Source organism: Gardnerella sp. DNF01141 (genome assembly GCF_049244255.1).
Lineage (GTDB): Bacteria > Actinomycetota > Actinomycetes > Actinomycetales > Bifidobacteriaceae > Bifidobacterium > Bifidobacterium vaginale_E.
This window is the reverse complement of the sequence record NZ_CP058391.1, coordinates 582594-607551: the sequence shown is the minus strand read 5'-3', so window position 1 is coordinate 607551 and position 24958 is coordinate 582594. Positions and strand designations below refer to the sequence as shown.

The following is a 24958-nucleotide window of genomic DNA, read 5'->3' as shown; positions in this document are numbered from 1 at the left end:
TCATTTATGACTCAGCCGGAAACCAACTTCGTACATTTACACAATCACACGCACTATTCGCTTCTTGATGGTGCGTCAAAAATTCCCGATTTGGTAAATCGTGCGAAAGAATTGGGCATGCCGGCTGTGGCTATTACAGATCACGGAAACATGCACGGCGCGTACGAAATGTGGAGCACCGCTGTAAAAGTCGGAATTAAGCCGATTATTGGTATTGAAGCGTATGTTACTCCTGAAACCGCAAGACAAGATAAAAGCCGCGTGCATTGGGGCACGGAAGATCAGCGTGCAGACGATGTTTCGGGCGGCGGCTTAATTACACACATGACTTTGTGGGCGGAAAACGATGCCGGTTTAACAAATCTTCTTAAAGCTTCGTCTGTTGCAAATCTTGAAGGCCGTGTAATGCGTTACCCACGTATGGATAAAGATGTGCTTTCAACCTACTCAAAAGGCGTAATTGCGTCTTCGGGATGCCCTTCTGGAATTATTCAAACGCGTCTTCGATTAGGCCAGTTCAATGAGGCTTTGCGCGCAGCCGGAGAGTTTCAAGATATTTTTGGTCGCGACAATTTCTTTATTGAACTCATGAATCACGGGCTTTCAATCGAAACGCGCGTAACAAAAGACTTGCTTGAGATTGCAAAAAAGCTTAACGCTCCTCTTCTTGCTACTAACGATTTGCATTACGTTCACGAGGAAGATCGCGAAGCTCAAGATGCTATGCTTTGCATTAATTCAGGCTCTAGGCTTGATGATCCTGACCGTTTTAAGTTTGACGGTTCCGGATACTATTTGAAGTCCGCTGAACAAATGCGCGAACTTTTTAAAGAGTTTCCAGAAGCTTGCGATAACACGCTTGAAATTGCTCGACGATGCAATGTTATGTTCGACGACGGTGAAGATGGCGCTTTTATGCCGCAATTTGACTGCCCAGAAGGTTGGGATGAGACTTCGCTATTCCTTAAAAAAGTTGAGGAAGGTTTGGAGCGTCGTTACAACAACAACATTCCAATGGAAGTGTTAAAGCAGGCTGACTACGAGTGTGGTGTGATTTGCCAAATGCAGTTCTGCGGCTACTTTTTGGTTGTTGCAGACTATATTAACTGGGCTAAAGCGCATGGAGTAATGGTTGGTCCTGGTCGTGGTTCTGCTGCAGGCGCTATGGTTGCGTACGCAATGGGCATTACTGAGCTTGATCCTATGAAGCATGGCCTTATTTTTGAACGCTTCTTAAATCCGGAGCGCGTATCCTTGCCAGATATTGACGTTGATTTTGATCCGGATGGTAGGGCGAAAGTTCTTGAATACGTGGGCGAAAAATACGGTAGAGATAAAGTTGCTCAGTGCGTTATTTACGGAACGATTAAAACTAAGCAGGCTCTTAAAGATTCCGCACGTATTATGGGATACGAGTTTTCGGTAGGCGAAAAAATTACGAAAGTTCTTCCGCCTGCTAAAAACGGCAAAGATATGAGCTTGCACGATATTTTCGACGAAAAAAGCAAGCGTTACGCTGAAGCGCGCGAGTTTCGCGAAATGTACGATACGGATCCAGATACGCATCGTATTACGGAAGAAGCAAAAGGTATTGAAGGTTTGATTCGTCAAACTGGTGTGCATGCTTGTGCAACAATCATGGGCTCGGAGCCAATCACAAACACTTCGCCGCTTCTTGAGCGCACTGACGGAACGATTACAACAACATTTGAGTATCACACTTGCGAAACGCTCGGTCTTGTAAAAATGGACTTTTTGGGTCTTTCCAATTTGACAGTTATTCGCGATACTTTGCGAAATATCAAAAATAATGGAAAAGAGCCGATCGATTATACGAAAATTCCTTTAGACGATAAGCCAACATACCAGCTGCTTTCTAGGGGAGACACTTTAGGTGTTTTCCAGCTTGATTCCGACGGAATGCGAGCGCTTCTGCGCACACTAAAACCGGATAATTTCAACGATATTTCGGCTTTGATTGCACTTTACAGACCTGGTCCTATGGATATGGATTCGCATACGAATTACGCTAAGCGCAAGAACGGTTTGCAAGATATTATTCCAATCCATCCGGAAGTTGAAAAGCCTCTTAAGGAAGTTTTGGACGAAACTTACGGTCTTATTGTTTACCAGGAGCAGGTGCAGTCTGCTGCGCGTATTTTGGCGGGATACAGTCTTGGTAAGGCAGACGTTTTGCGTCGAGCAATGGGTAAGAAGAAGCCGGAAGTGCTGGCAAAAGAGCAGGTTCCGTTCTTTGAGGGTATGAAAGCGCACGGATATTCTGAAGAAGCTGCACAAGCTGTGTGGGATGTTTTGGTTCCGTTCTCTGGATACGCGTTTAACAAAGCTCATTCTGCAGCTTACGGATTAATTTCTTACTGGACGGCATACTTAAAAACGCATTATCCTGTTGAATTTATGGCTGCTTTGCTGCAAAACGAGCGTACTAATAAAGATAAAACAGCGCTTTATTTGGGTGAAGCGCGCCGCATGGGTATTCAAGTTTTGCAACCGGATGTTAACGAGTCCGTTCTTGAATATTCTGCAGTTGGAGATGTTGTGCGCTTTGGCTTGGGAGCTATTCGTAACGTTGGAGACAAAGCTGTAAACGATATTATTTCTGAGCGTGAAGCTGGACGAAGTAGATTCGTAAACTTTATGGACTTTGTAAAGCGAGTGCCAATTAGCGCACTTAATCGTCGCCTAGTGGAATCTCTTATTAAAGCTGGTGCTTTTGATTCGATTGATCCAAACCGTCGTGCGTTGCTGCAAATTTGCAATCCTGCAATAGACTCTGTGATTGCGCTTAAACGCAAGCAGGCAGAAGGTCAGTTTGATTTATTTGCAGACATTGACTCGTCTTCTGACTCATCTTACGATACTGGTTTGGGGGATATGCAAATCACTGTGCCGGATGTTGAAGAGTGGGATAAAAAAACGAAGCTTAATTTTGAGCGAGAAATGTTAGGATTGTACGTTTCTGATCATCCACTAAGCGGATTATCCGCAGTTTTGGCAGATTTACGAGAAATGTCAATCGCTCAACTAATTGACCGCGCAAGAACTATGAGCGACGGACAACAAGTAACTATCGCTGGTCTTGTTACAAGCGTAGATAGGCGAGTATCTCGAAAAGGTAACGCTTGGGCAATAGTCACAGTTGAAGACATGGAAAGCTCAATACAATGCATGTTCTTTGGCAAAGTTTACGAAGCTTCAGCTCAGGAGCTTGCAATTGACCAGGTTGTGCGTATTCGCGGACAAGTTGAAGTGCGTGATGAAACTGTGTCTATGCGCGCAACCGAATTTGAAGTGCCAACGTTGGAATCAGTTGACGAAAGACCAATAACTATTGTGGTTCCGCGCAAAGCTTTAGATAAAGGTCATGTGGAAGAATTGAGCAATATTTTGAGCCGTCACCCTGGGTGCTGCCAAGTGCGTTTGGCTTTACTTGACGATTCTGGACGTGCGCAAGTTCTTACTTTTGGCGACCGTTTCCGCGTTAAGCGTGACACTTCGCTGTTTGCGGAAATGAAAATCGTATTTGGATCCAATTGCCTGCCGAGCGCGTAAAAAATATGCAGTATTAATTTGGTAAAATATAAAACTAGATATGCTTTAAGAAGTTACATTGAAAGGGGAGGAAACAACGAATATGTCAAACAATGGTGATGAACGTAAAAATGACGATGAGCGTAACGATGACAATTCAGTACGCGCTTCTTTTACAGATGCTGAATTAGATAACGCGCTTGCAGGCTTTGAAAAAGAATTCCAAGAAAAAGAAAATCTAAGCAACACAAATAACGAAGATTTATTAGAAGATTCCAATAGCAATAATCAAGAAAATAATTCTATTGAAGAAGCAATGCGCGGAATCGAAGAAGCAAATTTTGAAGAAGATTTACAAGGTTTGCTTGGCAACAAAGCAAAAGTTGCAATGATAATCGCATACGTTGAGCCGGCGAAATTACTTGCAGCCTTCTGCAAAATGGCAAATGTTAGTGCCAGATGCTTTTCGGAAGAACAGGGTTCTGTTGCAGTACTGAAAAATCTTGAAGGAAACGGCCCAGAAGAAGACGTGAAAAAATTTGTAGAATTCTTCTTCGGTATGGACGTAATGCTTATTACAAATCGTGCGGATAAAATAACTGCAAAAATCTACCAGGCTGTAAAAGAACCTCAAGAAATCGTTGCACCAATGGCACTAGCTGTTTGGTCAAGAGATGTTGAAGATCTTGCTATTTGCATGGAAAACGCCGATAGTCTTGAAAAACGTGGATTAGAAATGTTCAACAGTGACGACTTAAGTGACTTAGAAGCATACAAAATATTCCAAAAATACGGCAAAATAAACTAGATAATAAATATGAGCATATGATTCGCAATTCATTACGATTACGTAAATTCATTGCGCATAGCTTAGATTCATGCAGAATATTTTGCAAGAATACACTACAATATACATAACGAGCTTATCGATTTTATAGAGCTTATAAATATTACTGCGCAAATTGGCGCTAAGTGCAACATTAGCGCGGTAAAATGCTACCCAAGGGGCTGATTTATGGATAGACAACAAGAGTTTGCTCTACGTACTGTTGAAGAGCGAGACGTGCGTTTTATTCGACTCTGGTTTACGGATGTGCTTGGCACGCTTAAATCCGTTGCTATTGCCCCTGCAGAATTAGAGGCAGCGTTTGAAGAAGGCATTGGATTTGACGGCTCGGCAATAGAAGGCATGACGCGCGTTTTGGAAGACGACATGATTGTGAAGCCGGATCCATCAACCTTCCAAATTCTTCCATGGCACGGAGGTCCGGAAGGAACAGCGCGCATGTTCTGCGATGTTTTAACTCCCGACGGCGAGCCTTCGCTGGGAGACCCTCGTCACGTGCTTAAAACTGCGCTCGCAAAAGCGAAGGAAAAGGGCTTTACTTTCTACGTGCATCCGGAAATTGAGTTTTATTTGTTCGAAGCTCAAGATGATTGGTCTAAAGCTCCTGTGCCGATTGACGAAGGCGGCTACTTTGACCACGTTCCTAGAAGTTCGGCAATGGACTTTCGTAGGAATGCTGTAAGCATGCTGGAACAGATGGGTATTTCTGTTGAATACTCGCATCACGAAGGCGGACCTGGTCAAAACGAAATCGATTTGCGTTACGCTGATGCGCTTACTACCGCGGATAATATTATGACTTTCCGTACTGTAGTTAAGGAAATTTCGCTTGAGCGCGGAATATACGCAAGCTTTATGCCAAAGCCGCTAACGGATCAGCCTGGATCTGGCATGCACACGCATTTGAGCTTGTTTGAGGGAGATACGAACGCTTTCTATGAGGCTGGTCAAGAGTTTAATATGTCTCTTATTGCGCGTCAGTTTGCGGCTGGCATTTTGCATCACGCTTCGGAAATCTGCGCTGTAACTGATCAGTATGTGAACTCTTATAAGCGCTTGTGGGGTGGGGCGGAAGCTCCTAGCTACGTGTGCTGGGGTCATAGCAACCGTTCCGCGCTTCTTCGCGTGCCGCAGTACAAGCCTGGTAAGGGTAATTCTTGCCGAATGGAATTCCGCGCGTTAGATCCTGTGGCGAATCCGTATCTTGCTTACTCTGTGCTTTTGGCTGCAGGTTTGGATGGTATAGAAAAGCAAATGATTTTGTGCGATCCAACAAGTGACGACGTGTGGGAGCTTACTGATGCTGAGCGTCAGGCAATGGGAATTCAGCCATTGCCGGAATCCCTGGATGAGGCACTAAAGATTATGGAGCGCTCGGACTTTGTGGCAAGCGTATTAGGCGAGCATGCTTTTGAGTACTTCTTGCGCAATAAGCATCAGGAATGGGAAGAATATCGCCGACAGGTTACGCCTTTTGAGCTGGAGAAGTATTTGCCTCGCTTGTAGCTGTTTCGGCTGGTGTTTGACTGTCGGTTTATTGTGTGGCTGTGTGAGATAGGAATTACTTATCTCGCAGCGCTCCGCTCTTATACCTTATTTGGACTTAGCGGTTGCATAGTTAAGTTTAGTTTTTTACTTACTTTTTTGCGGAAATAGTTATTCGTCAAAAAGATTGTTACTATCGCTCCGCTTTTATATTGCTCGACTAAGCAATTCCTATCTCGCACTAGTAAATTCACCCACTATTATTTTTTGGTGTGGTAGGTGCGTCTGGCGTGGCTTGTGCAGCAGCAATGACGCTAGTGTTCTCTAGGCAGTAAATACTCATCGTTCGCAGAAGCGTTACTGCAAAGCTTCAGGAACATTTGCCGGTAAATTCTCTGGCGTTTGTAGTCACATCAGCCAATTTATGGAACATTTGCCGGAGGATTTTCCGGCAAATGTTTCCCAAATCTGCAAAACCGACATTTTCTTTACAGCGTTGTAAAGGAATGATCGAAATCCACTCAAACATTCTGTAGCTTTGCAGTTAGTAACGTTTTTTTATTTCTGGTGGTGCTTTTTTGAAAAAAATCAAAAATTTTGCAAAAAAGTGGGGATTTTTGGGGAGAAATGGGGTAAAATGGTGACTAACGTGCAAATGGCATAGTGTGCGTTGAGTTAGGAGGTGGAGTATGGCGCGTCGTGCTGCTAATAAGCAACCGCGGAATAAAGCCAATTCTGCCTCTGAATATTCCGTAAAACAGGCTGGTTTCTCCACTGAATCTGATACGTCTCAGCAAACGCAGATGCCACTGCAAGCTGAAGTTCCGCAGATTCTTACGTCATATGTTCAGCCTGTTCAACCTCAGCATTCGCAGCACGCTCAGGTCCCTTACGGAGTGCCTTCAACTTCTATGCCAGCTGTTCAGCAAGAAATTCAAGCGCCGACATTCACCTCCACTCCATCCGGTGCTTATAATTCAGCTACTCAAGCTGCAGCTATGCCAATTGCACCGTTCTCTAATATGCAACAGCCAGTTCAGCCAATTCAACAGCCTGTTCAGTATGTGCAAAATCCTGCGGTTTCGCCATTAGCTCCTATTTTGCTTGGAACTTACACGCCGAAAATCGACGATAAGGGTCGCGTGGCTCTTCCTGCAAAATTCCGCACTCAACTTGGCAAGGGTTTTGTTATGGCTCGTGGCCAAGAGCGTTGCGTTTACGTGCTTCCAATGGCTGAGTTTCAGCGCATGACCACGCAAATTCAGCGCACTTCTATGAGCAATAAGTCTGCTCGTGATTATTTGCGTGTCTTTCTTTCTGGTGCTGTTGACGAAGAGCCAGATAAGCAAGGTCGTATTGTTGTGCCGCCAATGCTTAGGGATTACGCCAGTTTAGGCAACGAAATCGTTGTTATTGGTGTTGGTACGCGTGCTGAAATTTGGAATAAGTCGGCTTGGGAAGCTTATCTTGCTGATCGTGAGCAAGGTTATGCCGATATTGCTGACGATGTACTTCCGGCGGTGATGTGATGCAAGATATTACAGCAATACACGCACCGGTTTTATTGAAAGATTGCGTCGATTTAGTAACTCCAGCTTTGCAGCATAAAGATGCGATTGTAGTAGATTGCACACTAGGTCTTGCCGGCCACGCTACAGCATTTCTTAAAGCAGCTCCTTTTGCAACTCTTATTGGAATTGATCGAGATTCTGAGGCGCTGTCTTTAGCTACAGAACGCATGCGTAACGAAGGTTTGGAAAATCGTTTTATTCCGGCTCACGCAGCTTTTGACGAAATTGACTCAGTCTTAAACGCGCATAATATTGACTCAATTGACGCAGCTTTTATGGATTTGGGTCTTTCTAGCCTGCAAATTGACGAAGCAGATCGCGGCTTCTCCTACTCTCACGACACTGCTCTTGATATGCGCATGGATACTACGCAATCGACTACTGCGGCAACGATTTTAGCAACATATGATGCTCGCGCATTAACTAAAATTTTCCGCGAGTACGGCGAAGAGCGTTTTGCGTCTCTTATTGCGCGTCGAATTGTTGAAATTCGCGAAGACCATCCTCTTTTAACTTCTTTACAGCTTGTTCGTTTAGTTGACGACGTGATTCCTAAGGCTCATCGCGCTACTGGAAATCCAGCTAAGCGCGTGTTCCAGGCTTTGCGTATTGAAGTAAATGGTGAGTTAGATAAGCTTCAGCGTACGCTTCCAAAGATTGCTTTGCATCTTCGTGAACATGGCCGTCTTGTAGTTGAGTCTTACCATTCTTTGGAAGACACAACTGTTAAGCGCTTTATGAATAAAGGCTTAACTGTTGACGTTCCAGCAAATATGCCTGTTATTCCTGAAGATGCTCAGCCTTTCTTTAAGTCTCTTACAAGAGGCGCAATGAAAGCATCTAAAGAGGAGATTGAGCATAATACTCGCTCTTCTTCAGTTCGTTTGCGCGCTGTTGAATTGTGCCGTCCTATTCCTAATCGTTGGCTTAATAGGCTTCAAGATGAAGCTTATGGCTTAGAGCATCGTAAAGGAGGTAGATAAAATGGTATTGAATACTAAAAATCGCGTATTGCGTTCGACCTCTTCTACTTCCGCTCCTGCAGGTCGTGTTAAGGATTCGTCAACTCGTAAAGATTATTCGCGAAATTCTTCCACAGCAGTATTTGGTGCTGCTAAGCGTCAAACTTCCGTGGTTTTTAATCGCTTGCAGAAAGTTATGAACTGGAGTAATACGCGCAAAGTTCCAATCATAAATTTCATGATTATTGTGATTTTCATGGTTGTGACTTTGTCTACTTCGCTTATGCTTCGTACGCAAATGGCTGAGCTTTCTTTTGAGCAGACTGCTACGCAATCTCGTATTTCACGCTTGCATCAAGATGTTGAAGCTAAGCAAGCAAAGCTCGATACTTTGGATGCTGAGCTTCCTTCGAAAGCGCAACGCATGGGTATGATTCCGCAGCAAGGTTCTATTGCGATTGATTTAAGTGATTACGCGGCTAAACGAAAACATAATCACAAGAACAAAAAAGAAGTTCCAAACAATAATAATTCGCAAAATAAGCCTAAAAATAAACCTAAAAATAAACCTAAAAACAAAACTAAAGAACAGCAACAAAAACAACAGTCACAACAAACAAAACAGGAGAAACATTGATGCGCCACATTTTTAAACAACGTTTCGCCAAAGAACAAAACTTTGTTCGTAAATGCGCTGTTATTGCTATAGTTTTCGCTTTCATAGGCATTTGTGCCGTTGTAAAGCTTAGCTATATTCAGCTAATTAACGCACGTTCTACTGCACAGGCAGCTCAAGCAGAACGCAGTAGAGTGCGCCCAATTCTTGCTCGTCGTGGCAAAATTTTGGATTCCAATGGTGCTGTTCTTGCACAAAGCGTTGAGAGATTCAATATTATTGGAGACCCTCTTAACGCTCAGGCTTTTAAGCCTACGCCATGCACTAAGCAGACTGAAAATAATTGCCATATGCTAAATGGTAAACCGGTAGAGGGCACGGGCGCTGTGGCGGTTGCTCGTTTGCTAGCTCCGATTCTTCACATGAGTTCTGTAGAGCTTGGCGGAAAATTAGCTGGCGTTGGTCGTTACGTTTTGTTGAAGCGTAACGTAACTCCTGCAGTTAAGCGCGCTATTGACAATCTTAATCTTTCCGGATGCATTTATGCAGAAAATAGTAGTGAGCGCGTGTATTCTAGCGGTCCAATTCTTGGTTCTGTAATTGGCGCAGTTTCAAATGCAGATGAAGTTAATCGTAAAGACTTAAAGAATCGCAAGGGCGAAGTTGGTGTTTCTGGACTTGAGCTAACTCATGACTCCACCTTAAACGGTGTAGACGGCTACCAGCGTTATCAAGGTAATAATGTTGGAAATGAGAAGATTCCAGGAACTGTAACAGAATCTAAACCTGCTGTAAACGGCAGTGATATTAAGCTTACGATTGATAGCGATGTTGATTGGTATGTTAAGAAGGTTCTTCTTGACGGAAAGAAACAATATCGTGCAGCATGGGGTGTTGCAGTAGTTCAGGATGTTCGAACTGGCGAAATTCTTGCTTTGGAAGATACTGACGATATTAAAGCTGGTAGCACACAATCCAAAGTAAACGTGTCTCGTGCAGTAAGTCAAACCTTTGAACCAGGTTCTATTGGTAAGGCTTTTGCAATGGCTGGTATGTTGCAAACCGGCGCTCACAAGCTTAGCGATCAGTTTGCGGTTCCTAACAGCATTAATAAGAATGGTCAAACATATCATGATGCTGTTGATCATGGTGTTGAACATTGGACTTTGGCTGGTATTCTTGCTGAATCTTCAAACATTGGTATGGTTATGGCTGGCGAAAGGTATCCGTTAGATAAGCGCTACGAATATCTTTATAAGTTTGGTCTTGGCCAGTATACCGGATTGAATTTGCAGGGTGAATCCCGCGGCTTGCTTCCTAGCATGCAATCTTGGGATGGTCGTAAGAAAGATACTGTTCTCTTCGGCCAAGGTTATGCTGTGAACGCTTTGCAGCTTACTAATGCTATGGCAACTATTGCGAATAAAGGCGTGAAACTGCGTCAAACTTTGATTAAGTCTGTTATTGATTCTGATGGTCATGTAACTAAGGCTGGGCGTGCTCAAGGAACGCGAGTTATTGATGAGAATGTTGCAGCTCAAATGATGAACGCTCTTGAAAACTCAGGTGAGCATTATCACCGTTTCGCAGGTGTTGATGGTTACCGTGTTGCTGCAAAGAGTGGTACTGCAGAAGTTGCGGGACCTGATGGCCGTCTTAGCTCCACAATTAGCGACTGGTCTGGTGCTATTCCGGCGGATAATCCTCGATTCATCGTAACCGTTGTGCTAAAAGATCCGCAAGGCGTTTACGGTGGTATGACTGCAGGCCCATTGTTCAAAACAATCGGCGAATTCCTTATGCAAAAGTACGATGTTCCAACTTCTGCTGCACGCACGAACCCTGTTGCGGTAAATTGGTAATGAGCGCATTACAATGTTGTTTAATACTAAGTAGGGTGTGCAATGAATGTGGTTGATGAATATTCAAGAGTAAGAGTTACTTTAGGTTTTGCTGCAAAAAACTATGGTTTTGAAGTTGTTCCAGCGTTTGCATCTGAGGTAACTGTTACTTCTATTGCTCATGATGTGCGTCAAGTGCATCCTGGTTGCCTGTTTGTGCCGCTCGGCCACGTTGATCGTCGTCAACTTGAGGCTGCTAGAGATGCTGGAGCGTATGCTGCGCTAGTTCCACCGGAGTTTCGTAATGAAGCTGTGGATTTAGGAATACCGCTACTTGTATCTTCTGCTAATCCTGTTGCTCTTGGAAAGCTTGCTTGCGATATTAATTTCGATCCTTCTTCTTGCATCGCAACTTTTGCTGTTGCAGGTGACGATGATGATGAAATTCATGCTAATGTTTTGCGACTGGCAGACTTTCTACACATGCTTGGTAATCCTGTTGGTGTTATTAGTGACGCCGGTTCGTCTTCTTTGCAGCGTGAACTTTCGTTGGAATATCCGTTAAATATTGCTGATGTTCAGCATACTCTGTCAGTTTGTGCAGAAGATGGTGCTGCTGCAGTAGTTATTGCACTTAATAGCGCGACTTTGTCGAAAAATGCGTTGCAGTCGGTAAATATTGACGTTTTAGGCGCGGAGAAATCTCAAGTAGACGACGACTCTAAGTCAACTACAAAGTCAAATACCAAGTCAACTAACAATGCCACTACAACTGCAACTGACAATATAAGTTTTTATTCTTTGCGACAACGCTACGGTTTTAGTAGCAGAGATCACTCGTATTGCGTTACAAGATCTACTGAATCTGACGAATTAGCGCAATTAGCAGACGAAATTGGCGGACAAAATATTAAGCGTCATCTTTCACTAGCAATTGCAATGGTATTGGCTGCTGGAGTGCGTCGTGGAACTATTAAAAGCGCATTGCGTGTTTCTCACGAATTGCGTTAAATAGGTAGTTTGCGCATGCGTTTTAGTTGTGCAAACTAATTTGAGCGGATGTTTTAGACTTGGATTTTGGACTTTGGATTTGGGCTTTGAGTGTTTTAAGCATGCGGAGCATTTAGGAGGATTTTATGAGTTGTGATCAAAACCATGAGGCAATTAGTGAAGCGAAGACTCAAAATAGCATGATGCCTATGAGTGTTTTTGAAATTGCTTCTGCAGTCAATGGCACTGTGCATGTTAGTAATCAAAATAATTCCTCTAATACAAAGCAAGAAAACATTACTGCTACATCCGTTTTTACTGATTCTCGTGAAATTCGTGAAGGATCCGTTTTTGTTGCAATCGCTGGTGAACATGTTGACGGTCACGACTATGTAGAAAACGCTGAAAAATCTGGGGCCGTATTAGCAATTGTTGAGCATTTTGTAAAAGACGTTTATATTACTCAGATTGTTGTTAAAAATTCCGTTGAAGCTTTAGGATTGCTTGCTAAACATAATTTGCAGCGTCGACGCGAATTACAGCAGCCGTTTACAATTGTTGGGATTACTGGTTCTGTTGGAAAAACAACAACTAAAGATATGCTTAAGTCATTGCTTAGCACTTTGGGCGAAACTGTTGCTCCTGTTGGATCTTTTAATAACGAAATCGGCTTGCCTTTAACCTCTTTAAAAGTTGGCCCATCTACTAGATTCTTAGTAGCAGAAATGGGTGCTAACCATGTTGGTGAAATCGCGAATTTAACAAAAATTGCTCCGCCAGATATTGCTGTCGTGCTTAAAGTTGGTGTTGCTCACTTAGGGGAGTTTGGTTCAGTTGAGCGCATTGCTCAGGCAAAAAGTGAGATTGTGCAAGGGCTTGTGCCGCATGGTATTGCAGTGTTAAACGCAGACGATTTTAGGGTTTTTGCAATGAGTAATCTTGCAGACAAAGATCATGTTCGTTACTTTGGCAGAAATCTTAAAAATGGTTTGCTTGAATCGGCTCCTAAAAGCGAGTATCAACTTTGTGCGAGTTGCGTAGAACTTGATTCTTTTGGGAAGCCAACTTTTACGCTTAGCGAATACGAAAAATCTTCTGAAAAATCTTCTGAAGATTCTTCTAAAATAACGAATAAAACGCAAGTTCATCTTGCTATACAAGGCGAGCATAATGTTATGAACGCTCTTGCTGCAGCAAATGTTGCTCGCTATTTTGGTATGCCTTTAGAAAATATTGCGGATGTTCTTGGCAAAGTTTCACATATTAGTCCGCATCGCATGCAGCTTAGTACCGTTTCTTATGATGGCAAAGAGTTTACGCTTATTGATGATTCTTTTAACGCTAACCCTGATTCTATGAAAGCTGGACTTGACGGCTTATGCGCTTACGAAAGTAAAGACAATGCAAAGAAGTCTAATGTTTTTAGAATTGCTGTTTTAGGTTCAATGCTTGAACTCGGCAAAAATGAGTGCGAATTGCATGAAAATATTGGCTCATATGCTGCTAAGTCAAATGTTGATGCTGTTATAGCTGTTGGCTCAAAGACGGATTCTGATTTAGACAATTTAGCCCAGTGTATTGTAGACGGCGCTCGCAATTCTTGGGAAAATAAAAAGCTTTCAGCCAATGATGCAGTGCATTTAGCGCATAGCTCTTATGAGGCTAATGAACTTGTTTGGAAGATTGTGGCCGACCATCCGAGTAGTGTTGTGTTATTGAAAGGTTCGCATGCGTCAGGATTAAGTGTGTTGGCTGAACGTTGGGCCAGTATTAATAAGTAGTGCAAACGGAATATAAAACGGAGGTTAAGCGGTGATTGCGCTTATTATCGGAATTGTTGTGTCGCTAGTTGTGACGATTATAGGCACGCCTCTGCTTATTCGTTTGGTGCACCGCTTGCATTATGGGCAGTACATTCGTCAGGATGGCCCGCAATCTCATTTAGTAAAGCGCGGAACCCCAACTATGGGCGGTGTTGTTATTAATCTTGCCGTTGTTGCAGGCTGGGCTGCTTCTGCACTTTACCGTTACATGGCTGTTGGAAGGGCACCTTCCTGGTCTGCCGTTTTAGTGCTTTTTGCCATGCTTTCTATGGGTTTGCTTGGCTTCATTGACGATTTTGCTAAGGTTAGAAAAAAGCAGAATCTTGGTCTTTCTGTGCATGCTAAATTCATTGGGCAGATTGTTTTTGCAAGTATTTACGCTATTCTTGCTTTGCTTCTTCCAACGCAATCTGGTATTGCTAGTGCTCAGCCTGGAATGAGTTTTATTGAGCGACCATTCTTTGATTTTTCAATACTCGGTAAGGGCGTTGGAATTGTTGTGTTTATTATTTGGGTGAATTTCCTAGTTGCTGCATGGTCTAATGCTGTAAATTTGACCGATGGTCTTGATGGTTTAGCTTCTGGCTCTTCTATGATTGCTTTTGCAGGTTACGCTTTGATTGCTTTTTGGGAAAGCTACCATGTGCGCGGCGGCGGTCATTTTGGCTTCTCTTACGCTGTTTCTGATCCTCTTGATTTAACTATTATTTCCGTTTGTGCAGCTGTTGCATGCTTCGGTTTCTTGTGGTTTAATTCCAATCCTGCTCAAGTATTTATGGGAGACACTGGCTCTCTTGCGTTGGGTGGCTTGTTTGCTGCTATTTCTATTGCTACGCACACAGAGTTTTTGGCAGTAATTTTGGGCGGACTGTTCGTAATGGAAGCTGCAAGTGATGTTATTCAGGTTGGCTTCTTTAAAGCAACGCATAAACGCGTTTTCAAAATGGCTCCTATTCATCATCATTTTGAATTGCTCGGTTGGACGGAAACGAAGGTTGTTGTGCGTTTTTGGATGATTGAGCTTATGTTTGTTCTTTCTGCGCTTATGATGTTCTACGCGGATTGGGCAGGTCGTTCTGGATTGCTTATTTAATATAAAAATTGGAAGGCTGCAATATGAGTACTCTTAAGAGTTCTGATTCGTCTGTTTCACTATCATCATGCGAGTGCAGTAGCATGTTCACGTTCAAAAATGTTCTTGTTGCAGGCCTCGGTGTTTCTGGACGTGGAGCTGCTGAAGTTTTGCGAGCTGTTGGGTCTAATCCTATAACTGCAGACGAAAAAAAGCCTGAAGCTGATATTCATAATTTTGAAGAAATTAACTGGTCTAAAATAGACGCTGTAGTTACTTCTCCTGTTTTTAATCCTCGCACACCATTTTTGCAAGAAGCTGCATCCCACAATATTCCAGTAATGAGCGAAGTTGAATTAGCATGGCGTTTGCGCGTTCCTTCTAAGAGCACAAATAAACCTGCTTATTGGATTGGTATTACAGGAACTAATGGCAAAACTTCCACTACAGAAATGACTTCAGCAATGCTAACCGCTTGTGGATTAGATGCTCCAGCTGTGGGAAATATTGGAAAATCTGTTTCTCATGCAGCATTGGAAGCTAATCACGACGCTTTATGCGTTGAATTAAGCTCTTTCCAGTTGCATTTTACTGATTCTTTAGCTCTTGATTGTGCTGCTATTACAAATATTGCTGCCGATCATTTAGATTGGCATGGTGGCATGGAAGCTTATGCTCACGACAAGTCAAAAGTTTTTAATAATGTTCGCAAAGCTTTAGTTTACAATGCTCAAGATGAAAGAGTTAAAGCATTAGCTCAGTCTGCAAAAGTAGCTTCGGGCTGCAATCGTATTGGATTTACTTTAAGTGAGCCTTCTTTGGGAGAGCTTGGTGTTAAAGATGGTTGGATTGTTGATAACAGCGGTGTTGCTGGAGGAGATCCTGGAGTATTAAAGCGTATTGTTGCTTTACGTGATTTGCGTCATTTATGCGAGCCAGATGGCACAGTTTACCCGCATTTGTTGGCTGACGCTCTTACGGCATTGGCTTTAGCTCTTGGCTTAACTGGAAACGTTGATTCTTCAGTTCGTGCTTTATGTGAGTTTGCTCCAGGCGGGCATCGAATTCAAACTGTTGCAACTTTGCAGGCTCAAGATTGCAATCCTTCGCATTCTATTCGATTCGTTGATGATTCTAAAGCAACTAATGCTCACGCTGCAGCCGCGTCCTTAGCAAGTTTTGCTAATAATTCAGTAGTTTGGATTGCTGGCGGCTTGGCAAAAGGCGGTTGTTTTGAAAGTTTAGTAGCTGATCAGCTTCATGTGATTAAAGCTGTTGTTGTTATTGGCGTAGACCAGCGTCCGATTGTTGAAGCTCTTCATAATTCTGCTCCAAATATTCCTGTAACTATTGTTGCTCCAGACGGTTCTAGTGCTGAATCGTATAATGGTATTGATGATGCGGTTTGCGCGCGAATTGAGCATAATTCGCTTATAAATGCTGATTCTTCATTCGGCGAAGCTGTTATGCAAAAAACTGTAGAAGCTGCTGGGCGTTACGCTAAGCCTGGTGATGTTGTACTTCTTGCTCCTGCATGTGCTTCTATGGATCAATTCGTTTCGTACGCTGATCGTGGAAATCGCTTTGCTGAAGAATCTCAACGATGGGTACACAATCATGGTATTAAACAACAATAAACCAATTAAGTGGTTGCGCTCATTAGTGCACAAAAAAAGTGGTGAAGAGCAGGAGCAAAATTTAGTGCTTAAGCATTATCTTGGATGGAAAAGTTTAACAAATCCTCTGTGGTGCTTATACGGAATGAGAATATCGGTAATTATTTTATCGATTTTTGGCTTATTTATGGTGTTTTCTAGCTCCTCAGTAACAATGATTACTTACGGAGTTGCACCTTGGGGGCAGGGTATAAACCAAACTCTTTACTGCATTTTGGGCATGATTGGCTATATTTTTGCTTCTCGCGTGCCTGTTTCTTACTACAGAAAATATGTTGCGATTATTTATGCTGTTGCGGCTGTAGCGCAGTTTTTGACTTTTGTTCCGGGTTTGCGTCGAGAGGTTAATGGTAACGCGGGCTGGATTGCTTTTGGTCCTATTACTTTGCAGCCTGCAGAAATCACAAAACTATCTTTGTGTATTTGGCTTCCAATTGCACTTCTTGCCGCAAAAGAAGCGTATAAGCGTGTTCAAATGCGAGCCTATATTCCTGCTGCGTCAGGATTAGGAGTATCCTTGCTGCTAGTTATTGCCGGTAAGGATCTTGGTACTGCTTTAATTATTATTCTTATTGCTCTTATAGCTTTCTATTTAGGTGGTTTTCCAACTAAATGGCTTGTTGGAAGCATATTTATTGCTTGCATAATGGTTGCTCTTTTGGTTTTAACAAGTCAAAATCGTATGCGAAGAATTCTCGCAACATTGCACGGTTGCGACGCTAAAGCAGCTAAAGGCGTGTGCTTCCAAGCAATTCACGCACAATACGCAATGGCTTCCGGAGGACTCTTAGGCGTTGGTATTGGTAACTCGCGCGAAAAATGGAATTATTTACCTTACGCTCATAACGATTTTATTTTTGCAATTATTGGCGAAGAAATGGGATTTTTGGTTGCGGCTGCAGTAGTTATTTTGTACATAATAATCGGCTGGTGCATGCTTTCTTCCGCGCTTCAAGCAAAATCTAAGTTTATTTCAATAACTTTAATGTGCATAGCAACGTGGATTGTAGGTCAAGGCTTAGTTAATATTCTTGTAGTAGTGCAACTATTGCCGGTTATGGGAGTTCCTATGCCGTTTGTGTCTGCAGGCGGATCTTCGCTTGTTATGTGTTTGGTCGCAGTAGGAGTCGCTGATGGTCTTATGCGAGCAAACCCACAGCTTAAAATGGAAAAATAGTAGCACAATTGAAGAATCGGGGAAATAATGAATCAAACTAATGCTAATCAGAAAGAAGTGCATATTGTGCTTGCAGGCGGGGGAACTGCAGGACATGTTAATCCACTACTTTCTGTTGCGGACGCATTAAAACGTATGGAACCAAACGCTCATATTAGCGTAATTGGTACAGCTGTTGGATTGGAAAAAGATCTTGTTCCAGAAGCAGGATACGAACTTGACACTATAGAAAAAGTGCCTTTTCCTAGAAAACCAAATCTTGACGCACTAAAATTCCCTTTGCGTTGGATTAAAGAAACGTGCAAAGTTCAAAATATTTTATTAAAACGAAAGGCAGATATTGTAGTTGGATTCGGCGGCTACGCTTCTGCTCCAGTCTATTTTAAAGCTCATTCTAAGCATATTCCTATTGTGATTCACGAGCAGAATGCTAAAGCCGGAATGGCAAATAAACTAGGTGCTAAATGGGCTGAAGAAATAGGAACTGTGTACAATACCACTGGTTTGTGCGCAAAAAACGGTGTTGAAGCAAAAAGAGTAGGATTGCCGCTTCGCCCTGCTATCTCTACATTGTGCAAAAAACTAGAAGAAGATAGAGGATCGGCTGCAGTCGAAGGAGCTTGCAAGCTTGGATTAGATCCAAAGCGACCAATTATTTTGGTAACTGGAGGCTCTTTAGGAGCAAAAAGCATCAATCTGGCTGTGGCTCAAGCTTCTAAAGAAATTTTGCAGCATGCGCAAGTCATACATTTAACTGGTCGCGCAAAAGCGGAAGAAGTGCGAAGCATAGTTGCAAAGCAAGTAGGTGAATCGCAAATAAACGATATTAATCCAAATCATGCTGGATTAGGTGATTATCATATTGCGGAATATTTAGAGCGTATTGACTGGGCTTTTGCTTGTGCAGACTTGGTTATTTGCAGGGCTGGAGCTGGAACTGTTGCCGAAATTTCCGCTTTAGGATTGCCTGCAGTTTATGTGCCGCTTCCTATTGGTAACGGCGAGCAGCGTTTTAATGCTGAGCCGGTTGTAAAAGCTGGCGGTGCGGTTATGGTAAACGACTCAGATTTTAGCGCTCAATGGTTAAATCTTGAAGGAATAGCTTTATTAGAGGATAGTAAGCGTTTGCAAAATATGCGAAAAGAATCATGGAATTATGGTATTCGTAACGCGGCAGACGTTATGGCAAAGCGTATTCTTGAAATCGCAAAAGGAAGCAGAAAATAATGTCGAATGTTAATAATAATGCGGATTTAGCTCACGAAAATGAGGATTTGCTATGCTCTAAAATCACCCTAAATCCCATAAAAGCTGCATTTGAAGATTCTAAAAACGCATCCACTCTTGGAAGAGTGCATTTTATTGGCATTGGTGGAGCAGGAATGAGTGTTCTTGCGGAAATGCTTCACGAAGAAGGCGTAAGTGTTAGCGGATGCGATCGCGAAGAAAACGATCACACAAAGCGCCTGGAAGAATTAGGTATTTCGGTAGAAATTGGGCAAGACGCTTTTCATGTTGAGAGTGCAGATGTTCTCGTGTATTCAAGCGCAATTAAGCCGAATAATCCAGAAATTGTTGCAGCTTACGCCAATGGTGTAAAACTCGTGCATAGAAGCGATATTCTTGCGCTACTTCTTGCCTCAAAAACTGGTGTTACTGTTGCAGGAGCTCACGGTAAAACAACCACAAGCTCGCTTCTTTCTCACATACTAAGCGTTGCAGGAACTGGAGAACTTTCAGACCCAAGCTACGCGATTGGCGGATCAATACAGTCTGCAGATGGTACTGTTATTGATGGCGGTCATGCAGGTAAGGGAAGCGTTATGGTTGCTGAAGCTGACGAATCAGACGGAAGCTTTGAAAAATATCGCCCGAGTATTGCAATCGTAACAAATGCTGAAGCGGATCACTTAGATCATTACGGTTCTAGCGAACGTTACCGTGAAGCTTTTGTTGAGCACGTAAGTCACGCTATTAATCACGTAATAATTTGTGCTGATGACGAAGGTGCTAGAAAAGTTCTTGAAAAAATGTCGGATGAAACTTTGCGCGCAACAATTGCTTACGGTGCTTACGATTCGTGGGTTTTAACTAGCGCTCGCGTGCAAAATTTGGCGCAGTTTGCTGGTATTAAGCATGAAAGCGAGCAGGCTGTAAGTGGGCGGGAAGTATTTACGCTTGTTTTGCCTGGGAATATTGCTGGGAATATTGCCGGAAATGCTGGAAAAATAGAGGATTCAGTAAGCTTAGAAGTTAGTTTGTTAATTCCAGGATTGCACAATGCACGTAACGCTTCGGCTGCTATTATTGCTGCAGTATTGCTTGGAATGAAGCCGGAAGATGCGGCTCGTGGTGCTCAAAGTTTTAGGGGAGCTTCTAGGAGATTCGATATTCGAGGATGCGTTAACGGTGTTACTGTTGTTGACGATTATGCGCATCATCCAACGGAAATTGAAGCTTTACTTCGTGCTGCTAGAAGACGCTATACTTCAGCGAAATTGCGTGTTCTGTTCCAGCCGCATTTGTTCTCTAGGACTCGTGCTTTTGCCAGTGAGTTTGCTAATGCTTTGGCTTTGGCTGACGATGTGATTGTTACTGGCATTTTTCCAGCTCGCGAAAAGCAGGAAGATTTTCCTAATATTCACGCAGAAACTATTGTTGAGGCTGCAAAATCACAGAATCTTAATGTACAAATTGAAGCTGTGGAAAATATGCGTGAGGCTGCGTTGAAACTGGCTGCGCGCGCAAAAAACGGAGATGTTCTTCTTACTGTTGGTGCTGGAAGTATTACTGATATGACGTCTGTTATGCTAGAAGCGTTGTAAAAATAATTTACGAAGTAGTAAGAAATATCTGCTAGTCTTTAGGAGACTTAAACTTTGCGAAGAAAGGAGCGGTATGGGTCGCGTGATTGTTAGTAAATCAAATGATTCTTCTAAAAATAAGCCGCATCCTCGCACTGTTAAAAGCCTTAATTTAGCAGATACGAATCCTAATCGCGAAGAAAAGCATCAGGGCAAATTTGTTGATGCTAGGCGCTTGCCAGGTCTTGACTTTATAAAGAAAACGTTAAGTCAAACTTCTGGATCTTTTGGAATGATGACTCGTCCTAGAATTATCAATTTCAAAGAGCGTTTAAAAGAACGTAAGTCCGCTTATTTGAAGTTCACGCTTAAACGTGTTTTAACTGTGATGGCTGTTATTGCAGTTCTTGCTGCGCTTTTATGGCTTCTGTTTTTCTCACCGGCATTTCGTCTTCAACTAAACGATATTACTATTTCTGGTTCTAACGAATGGGTGAGTGAGCAGAAAATAGAATCAATAGCATCTACTCAAGTAGACAAATCGCTATTTTTGGTATCTTCGCAAGAAGTAATTGGTCAGCTTAAAGATATTCCTGGCGTAACCGAAGCCAAAGTCACTAAAAATTTCCCACATAGTTTACAAATTACAGTGCGAGCTCAGCGTCCTGCAGCAATGCTTAAAACTCGCGAAAGCAGTAAGCTTACAGCTGTGGATGCAAAGGGTAGAGTTTTAAATGCCGTAGCGCAGGCATCTATTAAAGGTATTCCAGTAATCGAAGTAGGGGATATTCAACGAAGTCTAAACAATAGAGCCGTTCTTGAAGCTGTAAAAATCGTAAGCTCGCTGCCGGAATCAATGCGCGCCAGAGTTACAAAAGTTAGTGCAAAAACGCAGGATTCTGTTGAAACGGAACTTGGTGACGTAAAGCGAACTATTGTTTGGGGAAATTCTTCGCAAATTGAATTAAAAAAGGCTATTGTTGCTAAAATTATTGACGATCCAAGCAAAATAGGAGATAAACATAGGCTTGATGTTTCGGCTCCTGTACGACCAATTCTTAAGTAGATTTTGCTTTGATTCTGGTTTGATTCTGGTTTGATTCTGCTTTTGAGATTTAATTAGTAGCATTGTCAAGGTTTTGTGTATAATAGTAATTCGTGTGTGCCAACGGCATGCCTTATGTGATAGGCGTGTAGGTTGGGATATCCCAAGTGCCAAAGATAGTGCGCAGTAATGCGTGGCTGGAGGCGCAAGGGCCATCGGGCCGGTGGACTGTGGCTTTTACTCTTTTAACCGATTCAGGTTTAAGGTGTGCTGCAGTGTGGCGGTTTCACCAAACAGAACATATCAATGAATCGGAGAACTTAAGTTGCCTACGATTGAACAACTCGTCCGTAAGGGACGTCAGGCCAAGCCTAAGAAGTCAAAGACTTTGGCCTTGAAAGGTAGCCCGTTGCGTCGTGGCGTGTGCACCCGTGTGTACACCACCACTCCTAAGAAGCCAAATTCCGCGCTTCGTAAGGTTGCTCGTGTGCGCCTCAGCTCGGGTATTGAAGTAACCGCCTATATTCCAGGCGAAGGCCATAACTTGCAGGAGCACTCCATTGTGCTTGTGCGCGGTGGCCGTGTGAAGGATCTCCCAGGTGTGCGTTACCACATCGTGCGTGGCGCGCTCGATACCCAGGGTGTCAAGGACCGCAAGCAGGGTCGTTCCCTGTATGGAGCAAAGAAGGCGAAGTAAAACATGTCACGTAAAGGACCTGCAAAAAAGCATCAGTTGCTTCCTGATCCAATCTACGGCTCGACCGTCGTGGCTCAGTTGATTAACAAAATCCTTCTCGATGGTAAGAAGTCCATCGCAGAAAACATCGTCTACACCGCTCTTGAGCAGGTGAAGGCTAAGACCGAGCAGGAGCCAGTTTCTGTTTTGAAGCGCGCTCTCGATAATATTCGTCCAAGCCTCGAGGTTCGTTCCCGCCGCGTTGGTGGCGCAACCTACCAGGTTCCAGTCGAAGTTAAGCCTGCTCGTGCAAACACATTGTCCCTTCGCTGGCTTACTGACTTCTCTCGCGTTCGTCGTGAGAAGACAATGGCTGAGCGTTTGGCCAACGAAATTCTCGATGCCTCCAATGGCTTGGGTGCTTCCGTGAAGCGCCGCGAGGATACCCACAAGATGGCAGAAGCAAACAAGGCTTTTGCTCACTATCGCTGGTAATCCACAAGATAATCGGTATCTTAAAGAGCTAAGGATAAGAATATGGCACAAGATGTGCTTAACGACCTGAATATGGTTCGTAACATCGGCATCATGGCGCACATCGATGCTGGTAAGACTACTACAACCGAACGTATTCTTTACTACACTGGTAAGAATTACAAGATCGGTGAAACTCATGATGGTGCTTCTACCATGGACTTCATGGCTCAGGAGCAGGAACGCGGTATTACTATTCAGTCTGCTGCAACCACCTGCTTCTGGAAGCGTCAGACTCACGACGTTGATGACCGCTATCAGATCAACATCATCGATACCCCAGGCCACGTTGACTTCACCGCTGAGGTGGAACGTTCCCTTCGTGTTCTCGACGGTGCTGTTGCAGTCTTCGATGGTAAGGAAGGCGTGGAGCCTCAGTCTGAAACCGTGTGGCGTCAGGCAGATAAGTACAGCGTTCCACGTATTTGCTTCATCAACAAGATGGATAAGCTTGGCGCAGACTTCTACTACTCCGTCAAGACCATCAAGGAGAAGCTCGGCGCAACTCCACTCGTTATTCAGCTTCCAATCGGTGCTGAAAACGACTTCACTGGCGTTGTTGACTTGATTCGTATGAAGGCTTACGTCTGGAATGACGTTAAGGACGATATGGGTGCTCACTACGACACCGTTGACATTCCTGCAGATTTGCAGGATCGTGCAGAAGAGTATCGTGCTGAACTCATGGATCAGGTTGCTGAAGCTGACGACGAATTGGTTGAGAAGTATCTCGAAACTGGCGAACTTACTGAAGAAGAAATGCGCGCTGGTATTCGTAAGCTTACAATCGAACGCAAAGCCTTCCCTGTAACCTGCGGTTCTGCATTCAAGGATAAGGGCGTTCAGCCAATGCTGGATGCTGTTGTTGACTTCCTTCCAAGCCCAGAGGATGTTCCATCCATTAAGGGCTTCAAGCCAGGCGACGAGTCCGTTGAAATTGACCGCAAGCCAGTGAACACCGATCCATTTGCAGCTTTGGTATTCAAGATTTCCACCCATCCGTTCTACGGCAAGCTCGTGTTCGTGCGCGTTTACTCTGGCGAAGTTAAGCCAGGCGATTCCGTGTACGATTCCACCAAGTCCAAGAAGGAACGCGTTGGCAAGATCTTCCAGATGCATGCTGATAAGGAAAATCCTGTAGATTCCGCAGAAGCTGGTAACATCTACACCTTCGTTGGTTTGAAGAACGTCAGCACTGGTGATACCTTGTGCGACGAGAAGAACCCAATTTCCTTGGAATCCATGACCTTCCCAGATCCTGTTATCGAGGTGGCTGTGGAACCAAAGACGAAGGCTGATCAGGAAAAGATGAGCTTGGCTTTGGCTAAGCTTTCTGACGAGGATCCTACCTTCCAGGTTAAGACCGATGAGGAATCTGGTCAGACTTTGATTTCCGGTATGGGTGAGCTTCAGCTTGACATTATCGTTGATCGTATGCGCCGCGAGTTCAAGGTCGAAGCGAATGTTGGTAAGCCACAGGTTGCTTACCGCGAAACTATTCGCAAGGCTGTTATGAACCAGGAATACACTCACAAGAAGCAGACCGGTGGTTCTGGTCAGTTCGCAAAGGTTTTGATGAACTTCGAGCCTCTCGACACAGAATCTGGCGAAACTTATCAGTTCGTCAACGAAGTTACCGGCGGCCATATCACCAAGGAATTCATTCCTTCCATCGACGCAGGTGTGCAGGAAGCTATGGAATCCGGCGTGTTGGCTGGCTTCCCAGTTGTGGGCGTAAAAGCAACCGTCACCGACGGTCAGACTCACGATGTCGATTCTTCGGAAATGGCCTTCAAGATTGCAGGTTCCATGTGCTTCAAGGAAGCTGCACCAAAGGCTAATCCGGTAATTCTCGAACCAATTATGGCAGTCGAAGTCCGTACTCCAGAAGAGTACATGGGCGATGTCATGGGCGATTTGAACTCTCGCCGCGGTAACATCCAGTCTATGACTGATGCAACCGGCGTTAAGGTTATTGACGCAAAGGTGCCGCTGAGCGAAATGTTCGGCTACATCGGCGATCTTCGTTCCAAGACTCAGGGCCGCGCAATGTTCACCATGCAGATGGACTCTTACGCAGAGGTCCCGAAGGCTGTTTCGGACGAGATTATTAAGGCTCAGCGCGGCGAATAAAGCGCACGCTACTTCGGTGTTTTCTGTCCCCGGTCAACGCTAGAATTTCTACGTTGACTGGGTTCTGGCACCGAAGTGGCACCTAACCCAGAAACCCAGTAAATATGTAGCGAAAGACTTTACACATTCGTGTGAAGCAAACTACGAGACGTCC

General features: G+C 43.8%; 18 protein-coding genes. All 18 read left to right on the top strand.

All coding sequences use genetic code 11. The annotated features are described in order from the left end of the window. The first annotated feature begins 6 nt into the window (after window positions 1-6). The 18 genes from dnaE (at window position 7) to fusA (ending at window position 24804) form a co-directional block, all read left to right on the top strand. Window positions 7-3573 carry a DNA polymerase III subunit alpha gene (gene dnaE / locus HXT35_RS02295; RefSeq protein WP_421788318.1) on the top strand — a complete coding sequence of 1189 codons (3567 nt, stop codon included), beginning with the start codon at window positions 7-9 and terminating at the stop codon, window positions 3571-3573. 82 nt (window positions 3574-3655) lie between these two features. Continuing rightward, a complete protein-coding gene (locus tag HXT35_RS02290; protein ID WP_004127626.1) occupies window positions 3656-4360 on the top strand; it encodes a hypothetical protein in 705 nt (234 codons plus the stop codon). A 207-nt stretch (window positions 4361-4567) separates the two neighbouring features. Beyond that, a complete protein-coding gene (gene glnA, locus HXT35_RS02285) occupies window positions 4568-5905 on the top strand; it encodes a type I glutamate--ammonia ligase (RefSeq protein ID WP_116794216.1) in 1338 nt (445 codons plus the stop codon). Window positions 5906-6573: 668 nt separating this feature from the next. Next, on the top strand, window positions 6574-7413 hold the full coding sequence (gene mraZ / locus HXT35_RS02280; RefSeq protein ID WP_308582346.1) for a division/cell wall cluster transcriptional repressor MraZ: 840 nt from the start codon (window positions 6574-6576) through the stop codon (window positions 7411-7413). Next, complete coding sequence (gene rsmH / locus HXT35_RS02275; protein ID WP_421788315.1) at window positions 7413-8438, top strand: 16S rRNA (cytosine(1402)-N(4))-methyltransferase RsmH; 1026 nt, start codon at window positions 7413-7415, stop codon at window positions 8436-8438. The genes mraZ and rsmH overlap by 1 nt, the downstream gene beginning before the upstream one ends. Before the next feature lies 1 nt (window position 8439). Continuing rightward, window positions 8440-9054 (top strand): hypothetical protein, encoded by a 615-nt coding sequence (locus HXT35_RS02270; protein WP_116794213.1) that lies wholly within the window; start codon window positions 8440-8442, stop codon window positions 9052-9054. Then, window positions 9054-10895: a peptidoglycan D,D-transpeptidase FtsI family protein gene (locus HXT35_RS02265; protein WP_375169327.1), complete on the top strand. Its 1842-nt coding sequence runs from the start codon at window positions 9054-9056 to the stop codon at window positions 10893-10895. The genes HXT35_RS02270 and HXT35_RS02265 overlap by 1 nt, the downstream gene beginning before the upstream one ends. Before the next feature lie 42 nt (window positions 10896-10937). Further along, window positions 10938-11885, top strand: coding sequence for a hypothetical protein (locus HXT35_RS02260; RefSeq protein ID WP_004127604.1), 948 nt, complete (start codon window positions 10938-10940; stop codon window positions 11883-11885). A gap of 125 nt (window positions 11886-12010) precedes the next feature. Continuing rightward, window positions 12011-13645, top strand: coding sequence for a UDP-N-acetylmuramoyl-tripeptide--D-alanyl-D-alanine ligase (locus tag HXT35_RS02255; protein ID WP_119520800.1), 1635 nt, complete (start codon window positions 12011-12013; stop codon window positions 13643-13645). Window positions 13646-13676: 31 nt separating this feature from the next. After that, on the top strand, window positions 13677-14780 hold the full coding sequence (gene mraY, locus HXT35_RS02250) for a phospho-N-acetylmuramoyl-pentapeptide-transferase (protein ID WP_004127598.1): 1104 nt from the start codon (window positions 13677-13679) through the stop codon (window positions 14778-14780). Between the two features lie 23 nt (window positions 14781-14803). After that, entirely contained in the window at window positions 14804-16396 is a 1593-nt protein-coding gene (gene murD, locus HXT35_RS02245) for a UDP-N-acetylmuramoyl-L-alanine--D-glutamate ligase (protein ID WP_421777496.1), read from the top strand. Continuing rightward, window positions 16377-17612: a peptidoglycan glycosyltransferase FtsW gene (locus HXT35_RS02240; RefSeq protein WP_421788313.1), complete on the top strand. Its 1236-nt coding sequence runs from the start codon at window positions 16377-16379 to the stop codon at window positions 17610-17612. The genes murD and HXT35_RS02240 overlap by 20 nt, the downstream gene beginning before the upstream one ends. A 27-nt stretch (window positions 17613-17639) precedes the next feature. Then, a complete protein-coding gene (locus HXT35_RS02235) occupies window positions 17640-18839 on the top strand; it encodes a UDP-N-acetylglucosamine--N-acetylmuramyl-(pentapeptide) pyrophosphoryl-undecaprenol N-acetylglucosamine transferase (RefSeq protein WP_421788311.1) in 1200 nt (399 codons plus the stop codon). Beyond that, the gene (gene murC, locus HXT35_RS02230) at window positions 18839-20437 is read left to right on the top strand and encodes a UDP-N-acetylmuramate--L-alanine ligase (RefSeq protein ID WP_421788309.1); all 1599 of its coding nucleotides are present in this window, start codon (window positions 18839-18841) and stop codon (window positions 20435-20437) included. Before HXT35_RS02235 ends, murC begins: the two co-directional genes overlap by 1 nt. 73 nt (window positions 20438-20510) lie before the next feature. Further along, a complete protein-coding gene (locus HXT35_RS02225) occupies window positions 20511-21482 on the top strand; it encodes a cell division protein FtsQ/DivIB (RefSeq protein ID WP_421777492.1) in 972 nt (323 codons plus the stop codon). A 304-nt stretch (window positions 21483-21786) separates the two neighbouring features. Further along, complete coding sequence (gene rpsL / locus HXT35_RS02220) at window positions 21787-22158, top strand: 30S ribosomal protein S12 (RefSeq protein ID WP_003813881.1); 372 nt, start codon at window positions 21787-21789, stop codon at window positions 22156-22158. 3 nt (window positions 22159-22161) lie between these two features. After that, complete coding sequence (rpsG, locus tag HXT35_RS02215; protein WP_004127577.1) at window positions 22162-22632, top strand: 30S ribosomal protein S7; 471 nt, start codon at window positions 22162-22164, stop codon at window positions 22630-22632. Window positions 22633-22674: 42 nt separating this feature from the next. Beyond that, window positions 22675-24804, top strand: a complete 2130-nt coding sequence (gene fusA / locus HXT35_RS02210) for an elongation factor G (RefSeq protein WP_004135467.1) — start codon at window positions 22675-22677, stop codon at window positions 24802-24804. Window positions 24805-24958: the final 154 nt, after the last annotated feature.

Coding starts and splice junctions, on each gene's coding strand:
- murC (WP_421788309.1), top strand. CDS start 18,839: ATGTCGAATGTTAATAATAATGCGGATTTAGCTCACGAAAATGAGGAT.
- HXT35_RS02265 (WP_375169327.1), top strand. CDS start 9,054: ATGCGCCACATTTTTAAACAACGTTTCGCCAAAGAACAAAACTTTGTT.
- HXT35_RS02240 (WP_421788313.1), top strand. CDS start 16,377: ATGGTATTAAACAACAATAAACCAATTAAGTGGTTGCGCTCATTAGTG.
- HXT35_RS02235 (WP_421788311.1), top strand. CDS start 17,640: ATGAATCAAACTAATGCTAATCAGAAAGAAGTGCATATTGTGCTTGCA.
- rsmH (WP_421788315.1), top strand. CDS start 7,413: ATGCAAGATATTACAGCAATACACGCACCGGTTTTATTGAAAGATTGC.
- rpsG (WP_004127577.1), top strand. CDS start 22,162: ATGTCACGTAAAGGACCTGCAAAAAAGCATCAGTTGCTTCCTGATCCA.
- HXT35_RS02270 (WP_116794213.1), top strand. CDS start 8,440: ATGGTATTGAATACTAAAAATCGCGTATTGCGTTCGACCTCTTCTACT.
- fusA (WP_004135467.1), top strand. CDS start 22,675: ATGGCACAAGATGTGCTTAACGACCTGAATATGGTTCGTAACATCGGC.
- HXT35_RS02260 (WP_004127604.1), top strand. CDS start 10,938: ATGAATGTGGTTGATGAATATTCAAGAGTAAGAGTTACTTTAGGTTTT.
- HXT35_RS02225 (WP_421777492.1), top strand. CDS start 20,511: ATGGGTCGCGTGATTGTTAGTAAATCAAATGATTCTTCTAAAAATAAG.
- HXT35_RS02255 (WP_119520800.1), top strand. CDS start 12,011: ATGAGTTGTGATCAAAACCATGAGGCAATTAGTGAAGCGAAGACTCAA.
- glnA (WP_116794216.1), top strand. CDS start 4,568: ATGGATAGACAACAAGAGTTTGCTCTACGTACTGTTGAAGAGCGAGAC.
- mraZ (WP_308582346.1), top strand. CDS start 6,574: ATGGCGCGTCGTGCTGCTAATAAGCAACCGCGGAATAAAGCCAATTCT.
- dnaE (WP_421788318.1), top strand. CDS start 7: ATGACTCAGCCGGAAACCAACTTCGTACATTTACACAATCACACGCAC.
- murD (WP_421777496.1), top strand. CDS start 14,804: ATGAGTACTCTTAAGAGTTCTGATTCGTCTGTTTCACTATCATCATGC.
- HXT35_RS02290 (WP_004127626.1), top strand. CDS start 3,656: ATGTCAAACAATGGTGATGAACGTAAAAATGACGATGAGCGTAACGAT.